This is a genomic window from Paracoccus marcusii (assembly GCF_028621715.1).
GTDB classification, from domain to species: domain Bacteria; phylum Pseudomonadota; class Alphaproteobacteria; order Rhodobacterales; family Rhodobacteraceae; genus Paracoccus; species Paracoccus marcusii.
The window spans coordinates 2870135-2893926 of record NZ_CP117466.1 but is presented as its reverse complement, the minus strand read 5'-3'; the positions used below and the strand labels follow the sequence as shown (position 1 = coordinate 2893926).

Here is a 23792-nt window from a genome sequence, read left to right as displayed (position 1 = left end):
TCCCTTGCGGGGTTTCGGGCGCGACGCGTTCGGGGCATGGAATGTCGCAATTGATATTGCCAGTCGGGCAGGGCGACGCTTAACCTGATCCTTGCGCTGAATAACCAACGACATAACAGGGAGAGCGCTTTTGCTGGACGACCGCCACGGCGACGCATTCGTCGCCTTCGAGCATGTGCAAAAAAGCTATGATGGACAGACACTTGTCGTCAAAGACTTGAATCTGTCGATTGGACGGGGTGAATTTCTGACGATGCTGGGGCCGTCCGGTTCCGGCAAGACGACCTGCCTGATGATGCTGGCGGGCTTCGAGACCGCGACGAACGGAGAGATCCGTCTTGGCGGGCGTCCGATCAACCAGGTGCCACCGCACAAGCGCGGGATCGGCATGGTGTTCCAGAACTATGCGCTGTTCCCGCACATGACCGTCGGAGAGAACCTGTCCTTTCCGCTGGAGGTCCGCGGGATGGGCAAGGACGAACGCCAGACGCGCATCGCCCGCGCGCTGGACATGGTCCAGATGGGCAAGTTCGCGAACCGGCGTCCGGCGCAGCTGTCCGGCGGGCAGCAGCAGCGGATCGCCCTGGCCCGCGCCCTGGTGTTCGACCCCGAACTGGTGCTGATGGACGAGCCGCTTGGCGCCTTGGACAAGCAGCTTCGCGAGCATATGCAGTTCGAGATCAAGCACCTGCACGAGAAACTTGGAATCACCGTCGTCTATGTGACCCATGACCAGGGCGAGGCCCTGACCATGTCGGACCGCATCGCGGTCTTCAACGACGGGCGCATCCAGCAGCTGGCCCCGCCGTCCGATCTCTACGAGCGCCCCGAGAACAGCTTCGTCGCAAGCTTCATCGGAGAGAACAACGCCCTGGCCGGCACGATCGAGCAGCTGGATGGGGACAAGGCGCTGGTGCGGCTGGACGGGGGCGGGGTGATCGACGCCACCGCCGTGAACATCCGCGAGAGGGGTCAGCGCACGACCGTGTCGATCCGCCCCGAACGGGTCGAGTTCAAGCCCGAGATGATGTCCCAGGGCGCCCACACGATCGAGGCGCAGGTGATGGAGGTCATCTATATGGGCGACATCCTGCGCGCCCGGCTGAAGGTCGCCGGCAGCGACAATTTCGTCATGAAGATGCGCAACACGATCGGCCAGACCCGTCTGGACCCCGGCCAGGTCATCCGCATCGGCTGGCATCCCCAGGATGCCCGCGCGCTGGACCCGATCTGATCCCTTTTCCCAACCGGAGACTTCGATGAAGCGTTTTCTTGCACTCAGCACCGCGATGGGCCTGGTCGCCGGGCCAGCCCTGGCCGATGTGAACCTGCTGTCCTGGGGCGGCGCCTATGGCAACAGCCACCTTGAGGCCTATGCCAAGCCGTTCACGGCGGAAACGGGCATCAACGTCGTCATGTCGGACGCCGACAACCCCGCGACCCCGATCAAGGCGCAGGTCGAGGCAGGCAATGTCAGCGTCGACGTCGCGTCGGTCGAATATGCCGATGCGGTGCGCCTGTGCGACGAGGGCGCGCTGGAGATGATCGACGCCGCCATCCTGCTGCCGGCCGAGGACGGGACGGCCGCGGCCGACGATTTCATCGACGGCGCGGTGACCGAATGCTTCGTGGCGACCGACGTCTATTCGATGGTCCTGGCGTTCAACGAGACCGCGTTTCCGGAGGCCAAGCCCGCGACCCCCGCCGATTTCTTCGATCTGGAAGCGTTTCCGGGCAAGCGGACCATGCGCAAGGGCGCCAAGTTCAACCTTGAGCTGGCGCTGATGGCCGATGGCGTGCCCGCCGCCGAGGTCTATGACGTGCTGTCCACCCCGGAGGGCGTGGACCGCGCCTTTGCGAAGCTGGACACGATCAAGTCCGAGGTGATCTGGTGGGAGGCAGGCGCCCAGCCCCCGCAGCTGCTTGCCGATGGCGAGGTCAGCATGGCCTATGCCTTCAACGGCCGCATCTTCAACGCGGCGCAGGCCGACGGCCAGCCCTTCGAGATCATCTGGGACGCCCAGATCTATGAGATGGAGGGCTGGGTCGTGCCGAAGGGGGCGCCAAACCTGGAGCAGGCGATGGAATTCGTGGCCTGGACCACCGCGCCCGCGCCCCAGGCCCGCGCCGCCGAATTCATCAGCTATGGTCCGCCGCGCCGGTCCGCCGCCGCGATGGTCGGCAACATCGAGGGCACCGAGGAGCCGATGGGCCCGAACCTGCCCACCTTCGACGCGAACATGGCCGGGGCGCTGGCATCGGACCTGGATTTCTGGGTCGACCGCGACGCCGAGCTGATCGAGCGTTTCAACAGCTGGCTGGCCAGCTGATCCAGTTCGGACCGGGAGGGATTCGTCCCGCCCGGTCCGCGCCCCGCCAACGGGGCCAATGACAACGGGCAAAAATGCCCGAGACCAAACCAACCGGGAGAACCAACGTGAAATCCACCCTGATCCTTTCGACCGCCCTGTGCGGCGTGGCCTTTGGCGCGATGGCGCAAGAGGTCAACGTCGTGTCCTGGGGCGGCGCCTACGAGGTCAGCCAGGTCGAGGCCTATAACAAGCCCTTCACCGCTGAGACCGGCATCACCGTCAACATGATCGCCGCCGACAACCCCGCGACGCCGCTGCGCGCGCAGGTCGAGGCCGGCAACGTCACGGGCGACGTTTTCGACGTCGAGGTCAGCGACGCGATCCGCCTGTGCGACGAGGGTGCGCTGGTCGAGATCGACCCCGCCGACCTGCCCAGTGCGCCCGACGGCACCGCTGCGGCAGATGATTTCGTGCCCGGCGCGCTGCAGGATTGCGCGGTCGCCAACATCGTCTGGGGCACGGTCATTTCGTTCAACACGACCAAGTTCGAGGGAGAGACCCCCAGCACGGCGGCCGATTTCTTCGACACCGAGACCTTCCCGGGCAAGCGCGGCCTGCCCAAGAACCCCAAGCGCACCCTGTATCTGGCGCTGATCGCCGACGGCGTGCCCGCGGCCGAGGTCTATGACGTGCTGTCCACCCCCGAGGGCGTGGACCGCGCCTTTGCCAAGCTGGACACGATCAAGGCCGACACCGTCTGGTGGGAGGCCGGCGCCCAGCCCGTGCAGTTGCTGGCTGACGGAGAGGTCAGCATGACCACCGTCTATAACGGTCGCGCCTTTGACGCGATGGTGGCCGAAAAGCAGCCCTTCGAGATCATCTGGGACGGCCAGTACCTGGACATGGACATGTTCGTGATCCCGGTCGATGCGCCCAACCCGGACGCGGCGATGGAATACCTGAAATTCGCGACCGACACGCAGCGTCTGGCCGATCAGGCGAAATACATCGCCTATGGCCCGGCGCGGAAATCGTCGAACGAACTGGTCGGGCTGTACCAGGACGGCGTGACCGAGATGGCGCCGCACATGCCGACCAGTCCCGAGGCGCTGGCCAATGCGGTGACGGACGATCCGGAATTCTGGGCCGACCATTCCGCGGAACTGACCGAACGCTTCAACAGCTGGCTGGCCGCGTCCTGAACTGACACCCTGCCGCCCCCGCATCCGGGGGCGGCGGACCTGACTGCCCGGGGGACGACATGGCCGACGCCGCACTTGATCCACATGCCGCCATCGCCACCACCGCATCCGGTGTGGGATCTGGCACGCTGACGACCGCCGACGGAATGCCGCTGGCCCGCGCCCTGGCGCACAGCCAGCGCCGGGCGCGACGGCGGGCCTTTCTGCTGGTTCTGCCGCTGTTGGCCTTCATCCTGATCACCTTTGTGGTGCCGATCGGGCAGATGCTGGCGCGGTCGTTCCACAATGACGGCTTTTCCGCGAACATGCCGCAGGTCTCGGCCTGGTTCGCATCGACGGAGCCCGGCACCGCGCCCGACGAGGCGGCCTGGACCGCATTGGCCCAGGACCTGATCGCCAGCGCCGATGCGCGCAGCATCGGGGTGGTGGGCACGCGGATCAACTATGACATGCCGGGGACGCGGTCGCTGTTCACCGCGACCGGGCGCCAGGTCCGCCGCGGGCTGGAGCCGCCCTATCAACAGGCCCTGCTGGAGATCAACGAGGATTGGGGCGACCCGCGCCTGTGGTCCGTCATGCGATCGGCATCGACGCCGGTCACGGCGAACTTCTATCTGGCAGCGGTCGACCGCACCCGGGACGAGGCCGGCAACATCCAGCAGGTTCCGGAACAGCAGCGGATCTATCTGACCCTGTTCTGGCGCACCTTCTGGCTGTCGGCGGTGATCACCGGCCTGACCTTCATCCTGGGCTTTCCCATCGCGCATCTGCTGGCGACGCTGCCCATGCGCAAGTCGAACCTGCTAATGATCCTGGTGCTGCTGCCGTTCTGGACGTCGCTTCTGGTGCGCACGACATCCTGGATGGTGCTGCTGCAGCAGCAGGGCGTGGTGAACGACATCCTGGTCTGGCTGGGCGTGATCGGCGGCGGGCAGCGGTTGCAGATGATCTACAACCAGACCGGCACGATCATCGCGATGACGCATATCCTGCTGCCCTTCATGATCCTGCCGCTGTACTCGGTGATGCGGACCATCAACCCCGCCTATGTCCGTGCGGCGCGCAGCCTGGGCGCGACAAGCTGGACCGCGTTCCGCCGGGTCTATTTCCCGCAGACCCTGCCGGGCCTGGGGGCGGGGGCGATGCTGGTCTTCATCCTGGCGGTCGGATACTACATCACGCCCGCGCTGGTCGGCGGATCGTCGGGGCAGCTGATTTCGAACATGATCGCCCAGCACATGACCGGCACGCTGAACTGGTCGATGGCGGCGGCGCTGGCGGCCCTGCTGCTGGGGTCGGTGCTGATCCTCTATTGGCTCTATGACCGCCTTGTCGGCGTCGACAACCTGAAACTGGGGTAAGCGAATGGCTGTTCCGACCTATGCAAGCCCGCTGGAGCGTGTCTGGCACTATACCTACCTGACGGTCTGCGCGCTGATCTTCGTGTTCCTGATCGCGCCGATCATCGTGATCATCCCGTTGTCGTTCAACGCCGAGCCTTATTTCACGTTCACCGACCGGATGCTGTCGCTCGACCCCGACGGCTACAGCATGCGATGGTATTCCAGCCTGCTGACCTTCGGGATGCAGAATCCGGATTCGACGGGCTGGGCCTTCTGGTCGGATGCCTGGGCGAATGCGAAATGGGTGCAGGCGGCCAAGAACTCGATCATCATCGGCGTGTGTTCCACCATCGTGGCGACGGTTCTGGGGACGCTGGCGGCTCTGGGCCTGTCGCGGCCCGAGATGCCGTTCCGCCGGGCGATCATGGCGATCCTGATCTCTCCGATGATCGTGCCGCTGATCATCACGGCGACGGGGATGTTCTTCTTCTACTCGAACCCCTGCGAACTGCTGGCGCTGGTCGGGCTGTCGCCGGAATGCGGGCGGCTGGCGGGAACCTATCTGGGGGTGATCCTGGCCCATGCGACCCTGGGTATTCCCTTCGTGATCATCACCGTCACCGCGACACTGGTGGGGTTCGATCAGTCGCTGAACCGCGCGGCGGCCAGCTTGGGGGCCAATCCGCGCACGACCTTCTTCAAGGTGACGATGCCGCTGATCCTGCCAGGCGTAGTGTCGGGTGCCTTGTTCGCCTTCGTCACCTCGTTCGACGAGGTCGTGGCGGTGCTGTTCATCGCCGGTCCCGATCAGCAGACCATTCCGCGCCAGATGTGGAACGGCATTCGCGAACAGATCAGCCCGGCCATCCTGGCGGTGGCGACGCTGCTGGTGATCTTCTCGATCGCGCTGCTGACCACGGTCGAACTGCTGCGCCGGCGGTCCGAGCGTATCCGGGGCGTCACGCCCCGATGACGCCGGAAGAGCTGGAGGACGAGGGCGCGCGTCCCGCGCCCCCGTCCTATCCCGCCATCACGCGGGCCGAGCGCGCACATGGCCGGCGCCTGGCCGCCATCCACGACATGTACCGGGCCGAACTGGACGGCGTGCAGCGGCTGCTGGTTCAGGTCCGGGCCGCGCAGGCCGATCCGGCCCTGGTCGCACCGGCGGTGGCCGGGACGGCGTTGGCGCGCAACATGGCGCAGTTCGGCACTGCCTGCGGCCGCGACTGCGCGCTTTTGCAGAACCATCACGACATCGAGGAGCAGTGGATGTTTCCGGCCCTTGCGGAGCGGGGCGGGTCGGCACTGGCCCCGGTGATCCGTCGGCTGAAGGCCGAGCATGAGGTGATCCACAGGTTGATCGGCGCGTTGCACGAGGCGGCACAGGCGCTTGTCGCGGATCGGGGGCCAGCGGCGCTTGATCTGTGCGCGGAGCGGTTCGCGGCGCTGGATCGGGCGATCCGGTCGCATTTTGGGTACGAGGAGCGGGCGCTGGAGGAGCCTTTGGGGGCGCTTCGCGTACCGATCTGAGGCAGGTTGCGTCCCGCGATGGCGGGGGGTCGGCCCCCCGCACCCCCCGCCGGGGAGCCTGCGGCCCCCCGGACCCCCGCGACGCCTCAGGGCAGCAACGCCAGCCACATCCAGATCGTCAGCGTGGACAGCGCCGTGGCGATCAGCACGCTGGAGGCTGCGACGCGCTTGGCCACGCCGTAGACATTGGCGAACAGATAGGCGTTCACGCCCGGGGCCATCGACGCCGTCAGCACGGCCGAGCGCATGCCGTCGCGGTCGAGATCCAGCGCCCAAGCCGTGCCGAAGGTGATCGCGGGATGCAGGATCAGCGATGCGGCGCAGCACAAGGCGATGGTCGCCATGTCGCCTTCGGGACGATAGCGATAAAGGACGCCGCCAAGGCCGAACAGTGCGGCGGGCAGGGCGGCGCGCGCGATCATGTCGGCGGCGTCCCAGAACCCCTGCGGCAGGGCCAGCCCCGCCTGCGACAGCAGGTTCACCGACAGGCCCGCGATGATGCCGATGACCAGCGAGGTGCGCAGCACCCCCGTCAGCGCACGCAGGGCCACGCGCCCGACCGACAGGCCACTGCCGCGGGCGCGGGTGAATTCCATCACCGTGATCCCGAAGGTGTAGAGCATCGGCGAATGGATCGCGATGATCGCCCAGTTCCCGGCCAGTGCATCCGGGCCGTAGGCGCGTTCCGTGATCGGCACACCCAGCAGCAGCGTGTTCGAGAAAAGGCACACGAACCCGATCGCCACGCAGTCCACCGGCGGCCTGCCGAACAGGAACCGGGCGCCCCCCCAACCCGCTGCAAAGGCCGCGAAGGCGCCGGCATAGAAGGGGATCAGCAGCTGGGCGCGAAACTCGGTGCCCAGGTCCAGACGCGCCATCGACACGAAGAGCAGCGTGGGGACTGCGAAGTTCTGCGCGAAATTCATCAGCCCGTCGACACCGCTGGCCGAGAACCAGCCCCGCCATGCCACCAGATAGCCGAAGCCCACGATCAGGAAGACGGGCAGGATGATCGTGAACAGCGCCGTCATGTCGCGGCGGGCACGGTGATCTGCATGCCGTCGAAGGCGGGCTCGACATGGTCCGGGGTCTGGGCTGCGACCGCGGCATAGTCCATGTCGATATGCATGTTCGTCAGCACCGCGCGGGGGCTGCGCGCGCGGGCGATCCAGTCCAGCGACAGGGCCAGGTGGGCATGGCTGGGATGGGGTTCATGGCGCAGGGCGTCGATGACGAAGACCGGAGCATCCTCGATTAGCGGCCATGCGGCGTCGGGAATGTCTGAGACGTCGGGCAGATAGACCAGACCGCCAATGCGAAAGCCCAGGGCGGTGATCTCTCCGTGCTGGACGCGGAACGGGGTCAGGGTCAGCGGGCCACCGGGGCCGTCTATGGTGATCGGGCCGTTGATCGCATGCAGCGCGCAGATCGGGGGATAGAGACTGCCCTCGGGCGTCTCGAATACATAGCCGAAGCGGGTCGTCAGCGCTTCGGCCGTGGGTTGATCGGCCCAGACCGGCAGGATGCGGCGCGCGTTGAAGACTAGTTGGCGCAGGTCGTCGATGCCGTGGACATGATCGGCATGGGCATGGGTATAGACCACGGCGTCCAGTGTCGCCACGCCCGCGTCCAGCATCTGCGGCACCAGGTCGGGGCCGGTGTCGATCAACACTTGGGTGGTGCCGTCCGGCCCGTCGCGTTCGACAAGCAGCGAACAGCGGCGGCGGCGGTTTCGCGGGTTTTCCGGGTCGCAGGCGCCCCATCGGTTGCCAAGGCGCGGCACCCCGCCGGACGATCCGCAGCCCAGGATCGTGGCGCGGATCGTGTCGCTCATCGGGCGGCCTTCCAGAACAGGCGTTCGAAATTGGCCTCGGTCCGCGCGGCGAAATCGGGCAGGGACAGGCCGAACAGGTCCGCGCCCACCGCGGCGGTATGGGCGACATAGGCGGGTTCGTTCCGGCGCCCGCGATGCGGGGGCGGGGCCAGATAGGGGCTGTCGGTCTCGACCAGGATGCGGTCCAGCGGCGCGGCCTTGAAGATGTCGCGCAGATCGGACGACCGCGGAAAGGCCGCGATGCCCGACATCGACAGGTAGAACCCCAGGTCCAGCGCCGCCTGCGCCAGCGCGGGGGTCGAGCTGAAGCAGTGCATGACGCAGGTATATTCGCCGGCGCGGTGTTCCTCTGCCAGGATGCGCGCCATGTCGTCATCGGCGTCGCGGGCGTGAATGATCAGGGGCAGGCGCGTCCGCCGCGCGGCTTCGATATGAATACGCAGGCTGTCCTGTTGCGCCTGCGCGCTTTCGGCGGTGTAGTGGTAATCCAGCCCGGTCTCGCCGATGGCCACGAATTTCGGGTGATCGGCCAAGGCCACCAGTTGATCGACGGTGGCCATGGGTTCGTCCGCGACGCTCATCGGGTGGGTGCCGGCGGCGTAGAAGACGCCGTCATGGGCCTCGGTCAGGGCGCGCACGGCGGGTTCCTGGCGCAGGCGGGTGCAGATGGTGACCATCCGCCCGACGCCCGCGGCACGGGCACGATCGATCAGGGCTGCGTGTTCGCCGTCGAAATCGGGAAAATCCAGGTGGCAATGGCTGTCGGTCAGCCGGAGGGCCGCATCGGTCATCGGTCAGGCCTTGGTCAGGGACGCTTGCGCGGGCGGCAGCTGCGCCAGTTCCAGCACCATATCCATGACCAGCGCGGCAGGGTCAAGGTTGACCGCCCGTCCCGTGCGGGCACGCGCCGACAGGCGGGCCTGCGCCTCGGCCCAGATGCGGGCGGCGTGGTCGTCGGGTGACAGCCGCGCCATCAGCGCCCCTTCGCCGCGCGCGGCTTGGGGCAGCGGCGCGCCCATCAGTCCCGCCCGCGCCAGCCGGGTGACGAAGCGGTCCAGCACGGTGATGGTCAGATCGAACGGGTCGCCGTCGGCGCCCGCGCGCCCCGCCGCGCCATCGGCGAATTTGGATGCCGCCAGCCGGTCCAGCCGGGGCAGGGTGGCGAACAGGTCGACCAGGTCCTGATAGCGGTCAAGCCCCCCCTGGCCGGCCAGCCGCAGCGCCTCTCCAACCGATCCGTCGGACAGGGCCGACAGCGCCTCGGCATCCTCGTTCAGGCCCATGTCGGACAGGATCGCCGACATCTGTCGCGGCGGCAGCGGCGACAGGCGCAGCGTGCGGCAGCGTGACCGGATCGTGGGCAGCAGGCGTGCGGGCTGATGCGCAATCAGCAGGATCAGCGCATCCGACGGCGGCTCCTCCAGCACCTTCAGAAGGGCGTTGGCGGCAGGAATGTTCATATCGTCGGCGGCATCGATGATCGCCACGCGACGACCGCCTTCGGCAGCCGAGAGGTGGAAGAAGGACAGCAGCTTGCGGATCTCGTCCACGGTGATCTCGGCGCGCAGGCGGCCGGTCTTATCGTCCCAGGGGCGGCGGATCAGGGCCAGGCGCGGCTCGGACAGGGCGGCGATGCGGCGGGCCTCTGGCGTGTCGGGATCGACGGCCAGGTCGGCCCGCCCGCTCTCGGCCAGCAGCCAGCGCGCGATGGCCCAGGCCAGCGTCGCCTTGCCGACCCCGCGCGGCCCGGTCAGCAGCCAGGCGTGATGCAGCCGGTCGCCCTGCGCGGCCTGCAGGAACGCCGCCGCAGCCGCGTCCTGGCCGATCACGCGCGTCGCGTGACGCGGATGGGGTGCGCCCGGAACCCGGTCGGGTTCGGGAATGTCGGCGGCCTCGGTCTTCACAACGCGGCCATGATGCGGGCGGACACGTCCGCGGCGCTGCCTCTGCCGTCGATCAGCCGGACGCGATCGGGATATTCGGCGGCCAGCGCGCGAAAGCCCGTCGCCAGCCGCTGCTGGAAGGCCAGCCCCAGGCTTTCGAAGCGGTCCTCAGCCCCGCCGCGCGCAGTGCCACGGGCAAGCCCCGTTTCTGGGTCGATGTCGATGACGAAGGTCCGGTCCGGCTCGACCCCGATCATCAGCGCGTGCAGCCGGTCCACCATGTCCCGCAGGTCGCCCCGCGCCGCACCCTGATAGACGCGGGTGCTGTCGGCGAACCGGTCGGTCACGACGACCTGCCCGGCCTGCAGCGCGGGTCGGATCGTGCGTTCCAGATGATCGCGCCGGGCGGCGGTGAACAGCAGGCATTCCGTCTCAGGCGACCAGCGTTCGCCCGCCCCCTCGACCAGCAGGCGGCGGATCTCCTCGGCGCCGGGGCTGCCGCCGGGCTCTCGGGTCAGCACGACCTCGCGGCCCTGCGCCCGCAGCGCGTCGGCCAGCAGGCGGGACTGGGTGGACTTGCCGCAGCCGTCGATGCCTTCCAGGCTGATCAGCATCAGCCGGTGACGGCGGTGATGGCACGCTGGCCAAGCTGCATCACGGCCCCCTTCATGCGGCCCACCAGCCCGGCCTCGGGGACGTCCTGCGTGGCGATCAGGGGCGTGACGGTGTCGCGCGTGCCGGGGATGGTCACGACCAACTGGCCAAGACGGTCCCCCCGCGCGATGGGCGCGGGGACGGGGGAATCGTAGACCACCTCGACCTTGACCTGGTCCTGGACGCCGGCGGGAACCAGGACGTTGACGCCGTTCTGGGTGGTCAGGCCGACCCGCGACACGGTGCCCAGCCAGACGGGCACCTGCGCCACGTCCTCTCCGGCGGGGACCAGGGTGCGCATGCTGAATTCGCGGAATGCCCAGTTGACCAGGCGTTCGGATTCCTCGGCCCGGGCACGGTCGCTTGTCAGGCCGGTGATGACGAAGATGATGCGACGCCCGTCCTGGATGGCCGACCCGACCAGGCCGTATCCAGCCTCCTGGGTGTGGCCGGTCTTCAGCCCGTCGGCGGTCCATTCGCCCGTGCCGATGGACAGCAGCGGGTTGCGGTTGCCCGCGTTCGACGGCACACGGCCCTTGTAGTTGAACGAGGTCATGGCGAAGTTCGGATAGAGATCCGGGAATTCCGTGATGATGTAGGTGGCCAGCAGACCCAGATCCTCCATCGACATGCGATGTCCCGGATCGGGCCAGCCCGAGGCGTTCGTCAGCGTCGTGTGGGTCAGTCCCAGTTGTGCCGCGCGTTCGTTCATCTGGCGGGCAAAGGCTTCTTCGGTCCCGGCCAGGCCCTCGGCCACGACGACGCAGGCGTCATTGCCGGAATTGATGATGATGCCGTGGATCAGATCCTCGACCGAGGGGCGGTCAGCTGGTTCCACGAACATCTTGGACCCGCCCATGCGCCACGCCTTCTCGGACACCGGAAAGGTCGTGTCCATGCCTACGCGCCCGTCGCGCAGCGCCTCGAACAGCATGGTCAGGGTCATCAGCTTGGACATCGAGGCCGGGGGAAGCGGAGTCTCGGCGTTCTTCTCCATCAGCACGGTGCCGGTCTGGACGTCATAGACCCACGCGGCCGATGCTGTCGTGTCAAAGGCCCTGGCGGGGGCCGTCATGGCCAGCACGGCCGCCACCCAGATCAGGAATCCGCGCATGATAAGTCCCCCTAGGTTGTTTTCCATGATGGTTACATCAACCCAATCCGCCCCGCAACGCGCCATGGCCGGGGCGGGGCAATCGTGATCAGTTTCCCGTGGCCTCGCGCCAGTGCCTGCGGCAGAGCGAGACATAGGTCTCGTTCCCGCCGACCTGCACCTGCGCGCCCTCGGTGATCGCCTGTCCCGCCTCGTTGCGGCGGATGACCATGGTGGCCTTCTTGCCGCAGTGACAGATGGTGCGCACCTCGCGCATGTCGTCGGCCAGCGCCAGCAGGGCAGCGGATCCCGGGAACAGCATGCCCCGGAAATCGACCCGCAGCCCATAGCACATGACCGGAATGCCCAGGTCGTCGGCCACGCGGGCCAGCTGCCAGACCTGGTCCGCGGTCAGGAACTGCGCCTCGTCGACGAACACGCAGGCGGGGCGTGGCGCGGTCTGCGCCACCAGCGTCAGCAGATCGGACGCGCTGTCAAAGGACAGCGCCTCGTCGGCGATGCCGATCCGGCTGGCGATGCGCCCCTTGCCGGCGCGGTCGTCCAGCGCCGCGGTCAGCAGCAGCGTCTCCATCCCGCGTTCGCGATAGTTGTAGGACGCCTGAAGCAGCAGCGTGCTCTTGCCCGCGTTCATCGTCGAATAGTTGAAATACAGCTTTGCCATGGTGCCCGGCCCATACCCGCGCGCATCACGCGCGACAAGCGAAAGCCGCCGGAGATTGCGCCCCGGCGGCCTGTTCGTTGTCCAGATACAGATTCCGCCTTGCGGCAGGGATCAGGCGGTGCGGCTCTTGGGTGCGCGCGACGGGCGGCGTGCCGGGCGCTTGTGGGCGCCCCCGTCCATCGGCTTGCCGCGTCCGCGCTGTGCGCCGCCGGCAGGACCCGCCGCTGCGGCCGCGGCGGCCGAGGGCACGTCGCCGCCGATCACGGGAATGGCGTTCTTCATCGCCTTCTCGATGGCGCGCAGCTCTCCCAGTTCGGCAGGCGAGCAGAAGGCCACGGCGCGACCGTCACGGCCCGCACGCGCCGTCCGGCCGATGCGGTGGACATAGTTCTCGGGGACGTTCGGCAGGTCGTAGTTGTAGACATGCGCGACCTCGGGGATGTCCAGGCCGCGGGCGGCCACGTCGGTGGCGACCAGCACCTTGGTCTCTCCCTTGCGGAAGGCCTCCAGCGCACGCTCGCGCTGGCCCTGGCTCTTGTTGCCGTGGATCGCAGCGACGGCAAAGCCCCATTTCTCCAGCAGCTTGGCCAGCTTCTCGCAACCATGCTTGGTGCGGCCGAAGACCATGGCCAGCTCGTTGGTGTGCTTGGACATGTATTCGGCCAGAAGGGTGGCCTTGTCGCCCTGGCTGACGAAGTGGACACCCTGCTCGATCTTCTTGGCGGCCTGGCCCGGCGGGTTGACGGCGACCTTAACCGGGTTGGTCAGGTAGGTATCCGACAGTTCCGACATCAGCTTGGGCATGGTGGCCGAGAACATCAGCGTCTGGCGTTCACGGGGCAGCATCCGCGCGATCTTGCGCAGCGTGTGGATGAAGCCGATGTCCAGCATCTGGTCGGCCTCGTCCAACACCAGATAGGTGGTGGCCTCCAGGCTGATCGCGCGACGCTCGATCAGGTCCATCAGGCGGCCCGGGGTGGCGATCAGTACGTCCACGCCACGCGACAGCCGCTCGGTCTGGGTGTTGATCGAGGCGCCGCCCACGACGCGGAACGACCGGATCGGCGTGCCCTCGGCATAGGCGTCGATGTTCGTCGCGATCTGGGTGGCCAGTTCGCGGGTCGGTGCCAGGATCAGCGCGCGGCAGGTCTTGGGGTCGGGCTTCTTGCCATAGTTGATCAGGCGGGTCAGCATCGGCAGGCCGAAGGCCGCCGTCTTGCCGGTGCCGGTCTGGGCCAGGCCCAGCACGTCGCGGCCCTGCACGATGGCGGGGATGCCCTGTTCCTGGATCGGGGTGGGCGTGGTCAGGCCCATCGCGATGATGTTGGCGTTGATGCGGTGGTCGATCCCCATATCCGCAAAGGGACCGGTGATGACGGGTTCGCGGGCGGGGGCGCGGCGGCCTTCGTTGGCCTGGATCGGCGGGCGGGCGGGGGTGGACTTGCCGCCACGGTTGGGGCGGCGGCGGGTGTTGTTCTGTTCCATCAGGATCTTTCGTCCCTTCCGTCCCCCGTATCGGACGCAAAGGCAGGGGCCCCGCGCAGGGCGCGGCCAGTGGCAGGGGTGCAGGCGCGATACGAGGATGCCTGCTGCCTCCCCGCGTGAATGGGAAACTGGATTGGGTGTCGGCGTCATCGGGCAGGGACCCAAGGCTGCTCACGCGGCAGCGGACGGCGATGGGGGTCAGATGGGCGGAAATGACGTGAAAGTCAAGCCCCGTCAGGCACGGCCCTTGGATGGTCAGGCGCGGTCGGCGCTGTCCATCCAGATCGTCACCGGGCCGTCATTGACCAAGGCCACCTGCATGTCCGCGCCAAAGCGCCCGGTTTCGGTGGCGACCCCCAGGTCGCGCAGCGCCTGAGCGAAGCGTTCGTACAGGCGCCGGCCATCGTCAGGCGCGGCGGCCGAGGAGAAGCCGGGACGGTTGCCGCTGCGGGTGTCGGCGGCCAGGGTGAACTGGCTGACGACCAGCGCCGTGCCGCCCGTGTCCAGCACCGACCGGTTCATCCGCCCCTGATCGTCGCGGAAGATGCGCAGCCGTGCGACGCGCCCGGCCAGCGCCGTGACGGTCGCGTCGTCGTCGCCCCGCATCGCGCAGGCCAGGATCAGCAGGCCCGGCCCGGTCTGCCCCACGATCTGGGCGTCGACGGTGACGCGGGCTTCGGCGACGCGCTGGATCAGGACCCGCATCGCCGGATCACCGGGCCAAGACGATGCCGATGACGACCATCATCAGCCCGATGACCGAGGCCGCCAGCGCGCCCATGTTCACGGCCAGCACGCCGTGCATCCGCTCGCGCAGCGCCGCGTCGTCCAGGCCCCGCGCGCGGGCGCGGCTGACGGTCCAGATGCACCAGACAAGGGCGCCCAGCCCGATCAGGGTCAGGGCCGCGCCGCTCCAGATGATCCAGTCGAACAGGGTCATGGTCGTCTCCTTGCGCAAAGCGGGGTTTCGCGACCGTCCCCTAGCGGCGATTGCACCCCGCAACAAGACCGCCTAACACCCGGTGCAAACGCGCAAGAAGGGACGAATCCGATGCAGGACGATCAAGCCTATGGGGTGGCCGCGGACGAGCTGCGCCAGTTCATCGAACAGTTCGAGCAGCTTGAGGCCGAAAAGAAGGACATCGCCGAACGCCAGAAAGAGGTGATGGCCGAGGCCAAGGCGCGCGGATACGACACCAAGGTTATGAAGCAGATCATCGCCCTGCGCCGCCGCGACAAGGATGACATCGCCGAGGAAGAGGCGATCCTGGACATGTACAAGGCCGCCCTGGGCATGGTCTGACGCACCCGTCCCGGGGCCGCCCGCGCGGCCCTAGGGCAGGATGAACTCGACGCCCGGCAGGACCGCGATCTCGGCCACGTCGGCGCGATAGTTTTCCGTCACCTGATCGACCAGCTCCTGCGTCCAGCCCGGCAGGTCGACGGTCTGCTCCAGCACCTCGGGCAGGGCATGGGCGGCCAGGACGTCGGAATAGATCTGGCGACGCTGCGCGACATTGGTCTGGTCGCGGCCCGCCATCGCTGCGCGCAGCTTCTCCATCCCGGACGGGCCCAGCAGGTCGAACATGTAGGGCATGTTTCCCGCCAGCGGCACGCCGTCGGGCAATGCGCCGATCAGCCGCACCACCTCGGGCCAGATCAGCGGCACATCCTCGTGGCACCACAGGACCAGGCGGCGGCCCTGAACCGATCGGACCAGCTTCTGGATGGCCAGCCGCCAGCGCAGCTGCAGCGGGTGGTTGCCCTGCATCAGGTCGTCATAGCCGCCGCCGCTGAACTGGGGCAGGACCTCGGCCAGCAGGGTGGCTGGATTGCGCATCGCCAAAAAGAACTCGGTCTGCGCCGACGGGAACAGCCGCGACAGCGCGGCCGCGCGCATGCCTATCTGCGGATAGAGCCCGTCGCGCCCCACGGCCCGGCCCGGCGCACCCATGAAGGTCGAGGTGGACATCACAATCCGCTTGGGATCGTCGCTTTCCAGCATCGCGTCCATCATGATCTGTTCCATCTCGGGCGTGGCCGTGCCGCCGTTCAGCGATGCCAGCGCCTCGTCGAACAGCCCACGGTGGCGGTTCGGGGTGACCACCTCGGTGCCGATGCCCTGCAGGGCGGCGCGGTTGTTCAGCAGCGTCTTGAGCAGGCGGTCGCGGTCGGTGCCGTGCACCCCCAGGTGGAAAACCATCTGCATCTGAACTGTCCCGTCTTTTCTTGGCCTTGCGGCGGGCAAGCCCACCCTGGTTGTGGCGCGCAGATTAACCGTCCGGCGTGGACAGTCAAACCGCTTTGGCATATCGCCCTTGGGCATGACCCGGACAGCCCCAGAACCGACCCGCAGCCGCCGTCACGATCATGCCCTGCGCCAGGGGGGCGGACGCGGATGGTCGGTCGCCGCGGTCCTGGTCGCGGGGCTGGTGCTGATGCCGGTCCTGTCGGTCGTCTGGTTGGCGCTGAACCCCACCGACAACATCTGGCCGCATCTGCTGTCCAGCGTCATGCCCCGCTATTTCGGCAACACGGTCGCGCTGGCGGTGGGGACGGGACTGCTGGCCGCGGCGATGGGCACCGGGGCGGCCTGGCTGGTCAGCATGTACGACTTTCCGGGCCGCGGCGTGCTGCAGTGGCTGCTGCTGCTGCCGCTGGCGGTGCCCGCCTATATCGGCGCCTATGCACTGGCCGATTTCCTGGATTATTCCGGCCCGGTCCAGATCGCCCTGCGCGGCTGGTTCGGGTGGGAGACGGCCCGCGACTACTGGTTCCCCCGCATCCGCTCGCTGGAGGCGGCGATCGTGGTGCTGGCCTCCGCGCTCTATCCCTATGTCTATCTGCTGACGCGCGCCGCGCTGCACGAACAGTCGGGCAGCGCATACGAGGTCGCACGCGCCCTGGGCACCGGCCCCTGGGGCCTGTTCGCCCGCGTTGGCCTGCCGCTGGCGCGCCCGGCCATCGTGGCGGGATCGGCCATCGCGATGATGGAGGCGGTCGCCGATTACGGCGTCGTCAGCTATTTCGGGGTCCAGACCCTGAACACCGGCATCTTCACCACCTGGCTGGAGCGTCGGAACGCCGGCGGTGCCGCCCAGATCGCCTGCGCGATGCTTGCCATCATCGTGCTTCTGTCGCTGTGGGAACGCTTTGCCCGCCGCAATGCGCGCTATCACCAAAGCGCCCGGCAGCCGCGGCCGATCCAGCGCCAGCGCCTGCGTGCCCTGCCGGGGGTCCTGGCGACGCTGGCATGCACGCTGCCTTTCGCGATGGGGTTCGTCCTGCCGGTAGGGGTGATCGCGACCTATGCGCTGGCCTATCCGCAGGGTTGGGTGTCGCCGGGGCTGGTGCGGGCCGCGTGGCACACGGTGTCATTAGGCGGGATCGCCGCGGTGCTGACGGTGCTGATGGCGCTGATCATGGTCTATGGGACGCGCCTGTCGGGGCGGGCGCTGCCGCGCCTGCTGATGCCGGTCACCACCATCGGCTATGCCGCGCCGGGGGCGGTGTTGGCGGTGGGCCTGCTGATCCCGCTGGCCGCGCTGGACCACCGGGTCGCGGATGGCTGGCTGGCGGTGACGGGCACCGATCCGGGGCTGATCCTGACCGGGACGGGCACGGCCATCGTGCTGGCCTATCTGGTCCGTTTCTTCGCGATCGGGCAGGGGGCGATCGACGCGGCCTTCACGCGGGTGCCGCCCTCGCTGCCGATGGCGGCGCGGTCGCTGGGCCGCGACAATGCCGGGGTGCTGCGCGCGGTCTATCTGCCGATGATGCGCGGGTCGGTGGGGGCGGCGCTGCTGCTGGTCTTTGTCGATTGCGTCAAGGAACTGCCCGCAACGCTGCTGCTGCGCCCGTTCAACTTCGAGACGCTGGCCACCCGCACCCACGAACGCGCCAGCCTGGAGGATCTGGGCAACGCCTCGCCCGCGGCACTGCTGGTGATGGCCGTGGGGCTCGCCGCGGTCGCGCTTCTGGCGCGCACCAACCTGGGCGGTGCCAGACGCACGAAGCCGCCGCTTGCGTAACATCGGGCGGCTTGGTAATCGGACGACGATGCCGGCTTAGCTCAGTGGTAGAGCGTCTGATTTGTAATCAGGGGGTCGGGGGTTCAAATCCCTCAGCCGGCACCAAGTTTCCCTTGCATTAAGGCCCTGTCCGCCCTATCTAGACATGGCTACGTTAAATTCTCTGCATCCTGTCTGCTTCTGCCTTCAGTCTGCTTTGTTAATCTGACGGCCAAGCCACCGCATACTGCGGGTGGAACACTAAGACAGGAGATCTCACGATGGCCAACGGCACCGTGAAGTGGTTCAACAGCACCAAAGGCTTCGGCTTCATTCAACCGGAAGGCGGCCGCCAGGACGTTTTCTTGCACATCTCGGCTCTCGAGCGCGCGGGCCTGTCGGCTCCGGCCGACGGCCAGAAGGTGACGTTCGAGCTGGAGCGTGGCCGTGACGGTCGCGAATCGGCAACGAACGTTCAGTTCGTCTGATCCGACGCCTTACGGCGACGATATGAAAGGGCTGCCGCAAGGCAGCCCTTTTGCATGTGCGCGCTTGAGGCCGCACGCAGATTGGCATAGCAGACCCCCATGAAAATTCTGTTTCTTGGCGATGTGATGGGCCGTTCGGGCCGTCGGGCGATCACCGAACGGCTGGCGGGGCTGCGCGCCCGGCTGAAGGCCGATCTTGTCGTGGTCAATTCGGAAAACGCAAGCGGCGGGCGCGGCCTGACCGCGGGTCACGCGCAACTGCTGCTGGAGGCGGGGGCCGATTGCCTGACGCTCGGCGACCATGCCTTTGATCAAAAGGACATGCTGACCTTCATCGACCGCGAACCGCGGATCGTGCGCCCGCTGAACTTCGCGCGCGAGGCGCCGGGCCGCGGTCACACGATCATCAGCGACCAGCGCGGGCGCAAGGCGCTGATCGTGCAGGCCCTGGGCCAGGTGTTCATGTCGCGTCCCTATGACGATCCGTTCTCGGCGCTGGACGGCGTGCTGCGCGCCCATCCGCCGGGCGGCATGGTGCAGGCCGCCCTGGTCGACATCCACGCCGAAGCGACCAGCGAGAAGATGGCCGTGGGTCATTTCTGCGACGGGCGAGCCAGCCTGGTGGTGGGCACCCACACCCACGTCCCCACGGCCGATGCGCAGGTGCTGCCGCGCGGGACGGCTTATCTGACCGATGCGGGGATGTGCGGCGACTATGACAGCGTGATCGGCATGGACAAGGCAGAGCCGCTGCGCCGCTTCATCACCGGCATGGTCCGCGACCGCTTCGTGCCCGCCGAAGGCGAGGCGACGCTGTCCGGCGTGCTGGTCGAGACGGACGACCGCACGGGGCAGGCGCGCAGCGTCCAGCCGGTGCGCGACGGCGGTCGGCTGGCGGCCACGCATCCGGCCTGACCCGCCGGCACCGTTTCAACTTTCGCTTGCGGCAGCGCAGAAAACTGCTCTACACCCCGATGTCGGGGCCGCATCCGGGCCGTGTGACGAGACAGGATCTTCATGCTTGGCTTTGAACTGACCGGCACGACCGCTTCCGTTGCCATGCTGATCATCGTCAGCATCACCTTTGTCCTCTTCATCCGCGAAAAGCACCCGCCCGAGGTCATCGCCATCGCCTCGGCGGCGACGATGATGGTGCTGGGGCTGCTGCCGGTCGAGGATGCGGCGGGGGTGCTGTCGAATGCCGCGCCCTGGACGATCGCCTTCATGTACCTGCTGATGGGCGGCCTGATGCGGACGGGGGCGCTGGACCTGATGTCCAGCATCGTGTCGGCCCGCGCCGACACCAATCCGATGCTGGCCGTGGCCAGCTTGTTCGGCTTCGTGATCGTGGCGTCGGCGGTGATGAACAACACGCCGGTCGTCGCGGTGATGATCCCGATCTGCATCCAGCTGGCGCTGCGGCTTGGAACAACGCCGTCCAAACTGTTGATGCCGCTTAGCTATTTCACGTTGATGGGGGGCATGATCTCGTTGATCGGCACCTCGACAAACCTGCTGGTCGACGGGGTGGCGCGCGAACGCGGGATGGAGCCCTTCACGATATTCGAGATCGCCCCGGTGGGCATCGCCATCACCCTTGCCGGGATCGCCTACTTCCTGCTGATCGGGCGCAAGCTTCTGCCCGAACGCACCTCGCTGGCCGGCTTCCTAGGGTCGCGCCGCGAGATGAAGTACTTCACCGAAGTCGCGATCCCCGAGGATTCGTCCCTGGTCGGCCAGACCGTGACCGAGGTGGCGCTGTTCAAGCGCGACGCGGTGCGCCTGATCGACGTGCTGCGGGGCGACGCGTCGCTGCGCCGCAACCTGCCCGAGGTGGTGCTGGCCCCCGGCGACCGCGTCGTCCTGCGGTCGGAGATGTCCGACCTGCTGGAGATGCTGGACAACAAGAACCTGCAGATGCTGGACAAGCTGGGCTCGGTTGCGACCGAGACGGTCGAGGTGCTGATCTCGCCGGGCTGTCACCTGATCGGGCGGCGTCTGGGCGATCTGCGCCTGCGCCGGCGCTATGGCATCTACGTTCTGGCGGCCCATCGGCGAAACCAGAACATCGGTCGCCAGCTGGACGACCTGGTGGTGCGCGTGGGCGACACCCTGCTGCTGGAAGGCGCCCCCGAGGATATCGGCCGCCTGGCCACCGACATGGAGATGGTCGACGTCTCGCGCCCCTCGGCGAGGGCCTATCGGCGCAATCGCGCCCCCATCGCGATCATCTGCCTGCTGGCCGTGGTGACGCTGGCGGCCCTGAACGTCGCCCCGATCCTGGCGCTGTCCTTCCTGGCGGCCGCGGTGATCCTGATCACCCGCTGCGTCGATGCCGAAGAGGCGTTCTCTTTCGTGGACGGCCGCCTGATGGCGATGATCTTTGCCATGCTGGCCGTGGGCGAGGCGTTGGAACATACGGGGACGGTCAACCTGATCGTCGACTTCCTGGCGCCGCACCTGATGGACCTGCCGCCGTTCCTGACCCTGATCGCGGTCTATTTCCTGGGCCTGATCCTGACCGAGGTCCTGTCGAACAACGCGGTCGCCGTTTTGCTGACGCCCATTGCCATCGCGCTGGCCACGACCCTTGGCCACGACCCACGACCCTATGTCGTGGCTGTCATGTTCGCGGCGACCGTCGCCTTTGCGACGCCCATCGGCTATCAGACACATATGATGGTCTATGGACCGGGGGGGTATCGGTTCTCTGACTTCGTCAAGGTGGGCGTGCCGCTGGACATCATCTGCGGCATCGTGGCGTGCCTGATCATCCCCATCCTGTGGCCGCTGGTCCCCTGACGCCTTGCGTTTGCCGCAACTGCAATGCTGCCATGCAGCATCGGCGGTTGCGATCGGGGGGCAAAACCCCGATCTAGGGCGCAGGGGAGGAAACGACTTTGTCCTATGCAAGGAGTTTCCACATGGCGACCATCGCTTCTGTCGATCACAAATCCACCGGTTTCTCGGCCGGCTCGCTGTTGGCGCCGTTCCGTGCCGTAGGCCGCTTCATGATCGCTTTCGCCGAGGCAAGCCCGCAGATGCGCGCGCTGAACCGCCTGAGCCAAATGTCGGATGCCGAACTGTCCGCCAAGGGCCTGACCCGCGACGGCGAAGTCCGCCGCATCCTGGGCGGTTCCGCCGCGCTGTAAGGCGCGCCCGATCACCGGACGACCACCGCGCGGCCCCCTGGGGCCGCGTTTCGCATTGCGATGGGGGTGCCCGCTGGACTAGAAGCGGGCCATATTCCAGTTTCCGCACGAAGGACGACCCGACATGGCAGGGCATTCCAAATGGGCCAACATCCAGCACCGCAAGGGCCGGCAGGACAAGCTGCGGTCCAAGCTGTTCTCCAAGCTGGCGAAAGAGATCACCGTGGCCGCCAAGATGGGCGACCCCGATCCTGAAAAGAACCCGCGCCTGCGCCTGGCCGTCAAGGAGGCCAAGTCGAAATCCGTCCCAAAAGACGTGATCGACCGCGCCATCAAGAAATCGCAGGGCGGCGACGCCGAGACCTATGACGAGATCCGCTATGAGGGTTACGGCCCGAACGGGATCGCGCTGGTGGTCGAGGCGATGACGGACAACCGCAACCGCACCGCGTCGAACGTGCGCAGCTATTTCACCAAGTCGGGCGGCGACATGGGCCAGACCGGTTCGGTCAGCTTCATGTTCGACCGGGTCGGAGAGATCGTCTATCCCGCATCCGCTGGCGATGCCGATACGGTCATGCTGGCTGCGCTGGAGGCCGGGGCCGACGACGTCGAATCCGACGAGGAGGGCCACTGGATCTATTGCGCCGACACCGCGCTGAACGAGGTGTCCAGCGCATTGGAGGCGTCCTTGGGCGAATCCGACACTGCCAAGCTGATCTGGAAGCCGCAGGCGCCCACCGAGGTCACCGACCTTGAGACCGCGCAAAAGCTGATGCGCCTGATCGACACGCTGGAGGATGACGACGACGTCCAGACCGTCACCGGCAATTTTGACATCTCGGAAGAGATCGCGGCGCAACTGTAATCGCCGTCGATCGCGCGGGCGGGCCGTTCCCATCGGGGGCGGCCCGTCTTGCGTTTTGCGCCTTGCGCGCCGCCGGGAAAGGCGGCAATTGCAGATCATGCAGATGCAAAGCGAGACACGCCGCGACCTGATCGGCATCGGATGGATGCTGGCGACAGGGCTGTGCTTTGTCGCGGTCAACACCATCGTGCGCGGGTTGGACGGCGCGCTGCCCGCGGCACAGGCGGCGTTCATCCGCTTTCTGTTCGGATTGGTGTTTCTGGCCCCGGTCATCACCAGCGCCTTGCGGGGCGGGTTTTCGCGGGGGATCTGGGGGCTGTTCGCGCTGCGTGGGGCGCTGCACGTGGTGGCGGTGGTCGCTTGGTTCTATGCGATGTCGCGCATCACCGTGGCCGAGGTGACGGCCATCGGCTTTCTGAACCCCATCATCGTGACGATCTGCGCCGCGCTGTTTTTGGGTGAAAAGCTGGCCTCGCGGCGGATCGCGGCGGTGGCGGTGGCGCTTATTGGCGCGCTGGTCGTACTGCGGCCGGGGTTGCGGGAGCTGGACCCCGGACATCTGAGCCAGGTTCTGGCCGCTGTCGCCTTCGGTCTGTCCTATCTGATCGCCAAGCAGCTGTCGGGTCGCGTGCCCGCGGCGGTGGTCGTGGCGATGATGTCGCTGACGGTATCGGTCGGTCTGGCACCGCTGGCCATCGCGCAGTGGGTGCCGCCGACGATGGGCCAGCTGGGCTGGCTGGCGCTGGTCGCGGTCTTTGCGACGCTTGGCCATTACACGATGACGCGGGCCTTTGCGGCGGCGCCGCTGACGGTCACGCAGCCGGTGACGTTCCTGCAGCTGATCTGGGCCAGCCTGGTCGGCGTACTGGTCTTCCATGAGCCGCTGGACCCGTGGGTGATCCTGGGCGGCGGTCTGATGATCGGGGCGATCAGCTATATCACCTGGCGCGAGGCGCGCATTCGCGCCCGCACCGTCACGCCACCGGTCAGCGCCACCAAGGTTTAAGCTAGGCCGCGCGCAGTCGGCCCATCCCCCATAGCAGCCGTTCGGCCAGCCAGTCGGCGGGCCGTCTGAGCTGCGTCAGCGTGGTCGCCACCGTCGTCGAGCGGCGCGCGGCGCGGTCGAAACCAAGGCTCATCACGCACAGCGCGGCCAGCAGGGCGGCGGTCCATATCAGTGCCCCGATCACGTCGGTGGGCTGGGGGGCGACCAGATACAGCAGGACATTGCCCCAGGCGAAGGTGAACATGCTGGT

Annotated in this window: 26 protein-coding genes and 1 tRNA gene; 15 read left to right on the top strand and 12 right to left on the bottom strand. The window is 67.4% G+C overall.

Features of this window, described 5'->3' with window-relative positions; all coding sequences use genetic code 11:
- Positions 1-130: 130 nt before the first annotated feature.
- The 6 genes from PRL19_RS14310 to PRL19_RS14285 all read left to right on the top strand — a co-directional run bounded on the left by PRL19_RS14310 (position 131) and on the right by PRL19_RS14285 (position 6387).
- Complete coding sequence (locus tag PRL19_RS14310) at positions 131-1234, top strand: ABC transporter ATP-binding protein (protein WP_045981305.1); 1104 nt, start codon at positions 131-133, stop codon at positions 1232-1234.
- A gap of 25 nt (positions 1235-1259) precedes the next feature.
- Complete coding sequence (locus PRL19_RS14305; protein ID WP_273743348.1) at positions 1260-2330, top strand: ABC transporter substrate-binding protein; 1071 nt, start codon at positions 1260-1262, stop codon at positions 2328-2330.
- A gap of 74 nt (positions 2331-2404) precedes the next feature.
- Complete coding sequence (locus PRL19_RS14300) at positions 2405-3514, top strand: ABC transporter substrate-binding protein (protein WP_373946421.1); 1110 nt, start codon at positions 2405-2407, stop codon at positions 3512-3514.
- A gap of 59 nt (positions 3515-3573) precedes the next feature.
- On the top strand, positions 3574-4875 hold the full coding sequence (locus PRL19_RS14295) for an ABC transporter permease (RefSeq protein ID WP_273743347.1): 1302 nt from the start codon (positions 3574-3576) through the stop codon (positions 4873-4875).
- Between the two features lie 4 nt (positions 4876-4879).
- Positions 4880-5830: an ABC transporter permease gene (locus PRL19_RS14290; protein ID WP_045981301.1), complete on the top strand. Its 951-nt coding sequence runs from the start codon at positions 4880-4882 to the stop codon at positions 5828-5830.
- Positions 5827-6387: a hemerythrin domain-containing protein gene (locus tag PRL19_RS14285; RefSeq protein ID WP_273743346.1), complete on the top strand. Its 561-nt coding sequence runs from the start codon at positions 5827-5829 to the stop codon at positions 6385-6387. Before PRL19_RS14290 ends, PRL19_RS14285 begins: the two co-directional genes overlap by 4 nt.
- Before the next feature lie 86 nt (positions 6388-6473).
- Here PRL19_RS14285 and PRL19_RS14280 read toward each other — a convergent pair whose 3' ends face one another.
- From PRL19_RS14280 to PRL19_RS14235, 10 genes are all read right to left on the bottom strand, one after another.
- On the bottom strand, positions 6474-7418 hold the full coding sequence (locus PRL19_RS14280) for an AEC family transporter (protein ID WP_194885567.1): 945 nt from the start codon (positions 7416-7418) through the stop codon (positions 6474-6476).
- The gene (locus PRL19_RS14275) at positions 7415-8221 is read right to left on the bottom strand and encodes an MBL fold metallo-hydrolase (protein WP_273743345.1); all 807 of its coding nucleotides are present in this window, start codon (positions 8219-8221) and stop codon (positions 7415-7417) included. Before PRL19_RS14275 ends, PRL19_RS14280 begins: the two co-directional genes overlap by 4 nt.
- The gene (locus tag PRL19_RS14270) at positions 8218-9012 is read right to left on the bottom strand and encodes a TatD family hydrolase (RefSeq protein WP_273743344.1); all 795 of its coding nucleotides are present in this window, start codon (positions 9010-9012) and stop codon (positions 8218-8220) included. The genes PRL19_RS14275 and PRL19_RS14270 overlap by 4 nt, the downstream gene beginning before the upstream one ends.
- A 3-nt stretch (positions 9013-9015) precedes the next feature.
- The gene (locus PRL19_RS14265) at positions 9016-10125 is read right to left on the bottom strand and encodes a DNA polymerase III subunit delta' (RefSeq protein WP_273743343.1); all 1110 of its coding nucleotides are present in this window, start codon (positions 10123-10125) and stop codon (positions 9016-9018) included.
- Positions 10122-10718 (bottom strand): dTMP kinase, encoded by a 597-nt coding sequence (gene tmk / locus PRL19_RS14260; protein WP_273743342.1) that lies wholly within the window; start codon positions 10716-10718, stop codon positions 10122-10124. The genes PRL19_RS14265 and tmk overlap by 4 nt, the downstream gene beginning before the upstream one ends.
- Positions 10718-11872, bottom strand: coding sequence for a D-alanyl-D-alanine carboxypeptidase family protein (locus tag PRL19_RS14255; RefSeq protein ID WP_273743341.1), 1155 nt, complete (start codon positions 11870-11872; stop codon positions 10718-10720). The genes tmk and PRL19_RS14255 overlap by 1 nt, the downstream gene beginning before the upstream one ends.
- 88 nt (positions 11873-11960) lie before the next feature.
- Entirely contained in the window at positions 11961-12533 is a 573-nt protein-coding gene (locus PRL19_RS14250) for a thymidine kinase (protein WP_127898678.1), read from the bottom strand.
- 111 nt (positions 12534-12644) lie between these two features.
- Positions 12645-13886 (bottom strand): DEAD/DEAH box helicase, encoded by a 1242-nt coding sequence (locus PRL19_RS14245; protein WP_045981350.1) that lies wholly within the window; start codon positions 13884-13886, stop codon positions 12645-12647.
- Between the two features lie 387 nt (positions 13887-14273).
- A complete protein-coding gene (gene dtd / locus PRL19_RS14240) occupies positions 14274-14723 on the bottom strand; it encodes a D-aminoacyl-tRNA deacylase (protein ID WP_273743340.1) in 450 nt (149 codons plus the stop codon).
- Positions 14724-14730: 7 nt separating this feature from the next.
- Positions 14731-14958, bottom strand: a complete 228-nt coding sequence (locus tag PRL19_RS14235; RefSeq protein ID WP_273743339.1) for a hypothetical protein — start codon at positions 14956-14958, stop codon at positions 14731-14733.
- 111 nt (positions 14959-15069) lie between these two features.
- Between PRL19_RS14235 and PRL19_RS14230 the strand changes: the two genes are divergently transcribed.
- The gene (locus tag PRL19_RS14230) at positions 15070-15321 is read left to right on the top strand and encodes a DUF2312 domain-containing protein (RefSeq protein ID WP_042248738.1); all 252 of its coding nucleotides are present in this window, start codon (positions 15070-15072) and stop codon (positions 15319-15321) included.
- Between the two features lie 30 nt (positions 15322-15351).
- On the opposite strand, the gene PRL19_RS14225 is transcribed toward PRL19_RS14230, so the two are convergent.
- Positions 15352-16227 carry a hypothetical protein gene (locus tag PRL19_RS14225; RefSeq protein WP_273743338.1) on the bottom strand — a complete coding sequence of 292 codons (876 nt, stop codon included), beginning with the start codon at positions 16225-16227 and terminating at the stop codon, positions 15352-15354.
- Positions 16228-16456: 229 nt separating this feature from the next.
- Between PRL19_RS14225 and PRL19_RS14220 the strand changes: the two genes are divergently transcribed.
- The 8 genes from PRL19_RS14220 to PRL19_RS14185 all read left to right on the top strand — a co-directional run bounded on the left by PRL19_RS14220 (position 16457) and on the right by PRL19_RS14185 (position 23542).
- Positions 16457-18049 (top strand): ABC transporter permease, encoded by a 1593-nt coding sequence (locus tag PRL19_RS14220; protein WP_273744517.1) that lies wholly within the window; start codon positions 16457-16459, stop codon positions 18047-18049.
- Positions 18050-18079: 30 nt separating this feature from the next.
- Positions 18080-18154, top strand: a tRNA-Thr gene (locus PRL19_RS14215).
- Positions 18155-18309: 155 nt separating this feature from the next.
- On the top strand, positions 18310-18516 hold the full coding sequence (locus PRL19_RS14210) for a cold-shock protein (protein ID WP_042248736.1): 207 nt from the start codon (positions 18310-18312) through the stop codon (positions 18514-18516).
- 99 nt (positions 18517-18615) lie between these two features.
- Positions 18616-19431 (top strand): TIGR00282 family metallophosphoesterase, encoded by an 816-nt coding sequence (locus PRL19_RS14205; protein ID WP_273743337.1) that lies wholly within the window; start codon positions 18616-18618, stop codon positions 19429-19431.
- A gap of 102 nt (positions 19432-19533) precedes the next feature.
- Complete coding sequence (locus PRL19_RS14200) at positions 19534-21318, top strand: SLC13 family permease (RefSeq protein WP_045999020.1); 1785 nt, start codon at positions 19534-19536, stop codon at positions 21316-21318.
- 122 nt (positions 21319-21440) lie between these two features.
- A complete protein-coding gene (locus tag PRL19_RS14195) occupies positions 21441-21668 on the top strand; it encodes a hypothetical protein (RefSeq protein WP_273743336.1) in 228 nt (75 codons plus the stop codon).
- Positions 21669-21792: 124 nt separating this feature from the next.
- Positions 21793-22536, top strand: a complete 744-nt coding sequence (locus PRL19_RS14190) for a YebC/PmpR family DNA-binding transcriptional regulator (protein WP_045981286.1) — start codon at positions 21793-21795, stop codon at positions 22534-22536.
- A 97-nt stretch (positions 22537-22633) separates the two neighbouring features.
- Complete coding sequence (locus PRL19_RS14185) at positions 22634-23542, top strand: DMT family transporter (protein WP_273743335.1); 909 nt, start codon at positions 22634-22636, stop codon at positions 23540-23542.
- 1 nt (position 23543) lies between these two features.
- On the opposite strand, the gene PRL19_RS14180 is transcribed toward PRL19_RS14185, so the two are convergent.
- A complete protein-coding gene (locus PRL19_RS14180; protein ID WP_273743334.1) occupies positions 23544-23786 on the bottom strand; it encodes a hypothetical protein in 243 nt (80 codons plus the stop codon).
- Between the last annotated feature and the right edge of the window lie 6 nt (positions 23787-23792).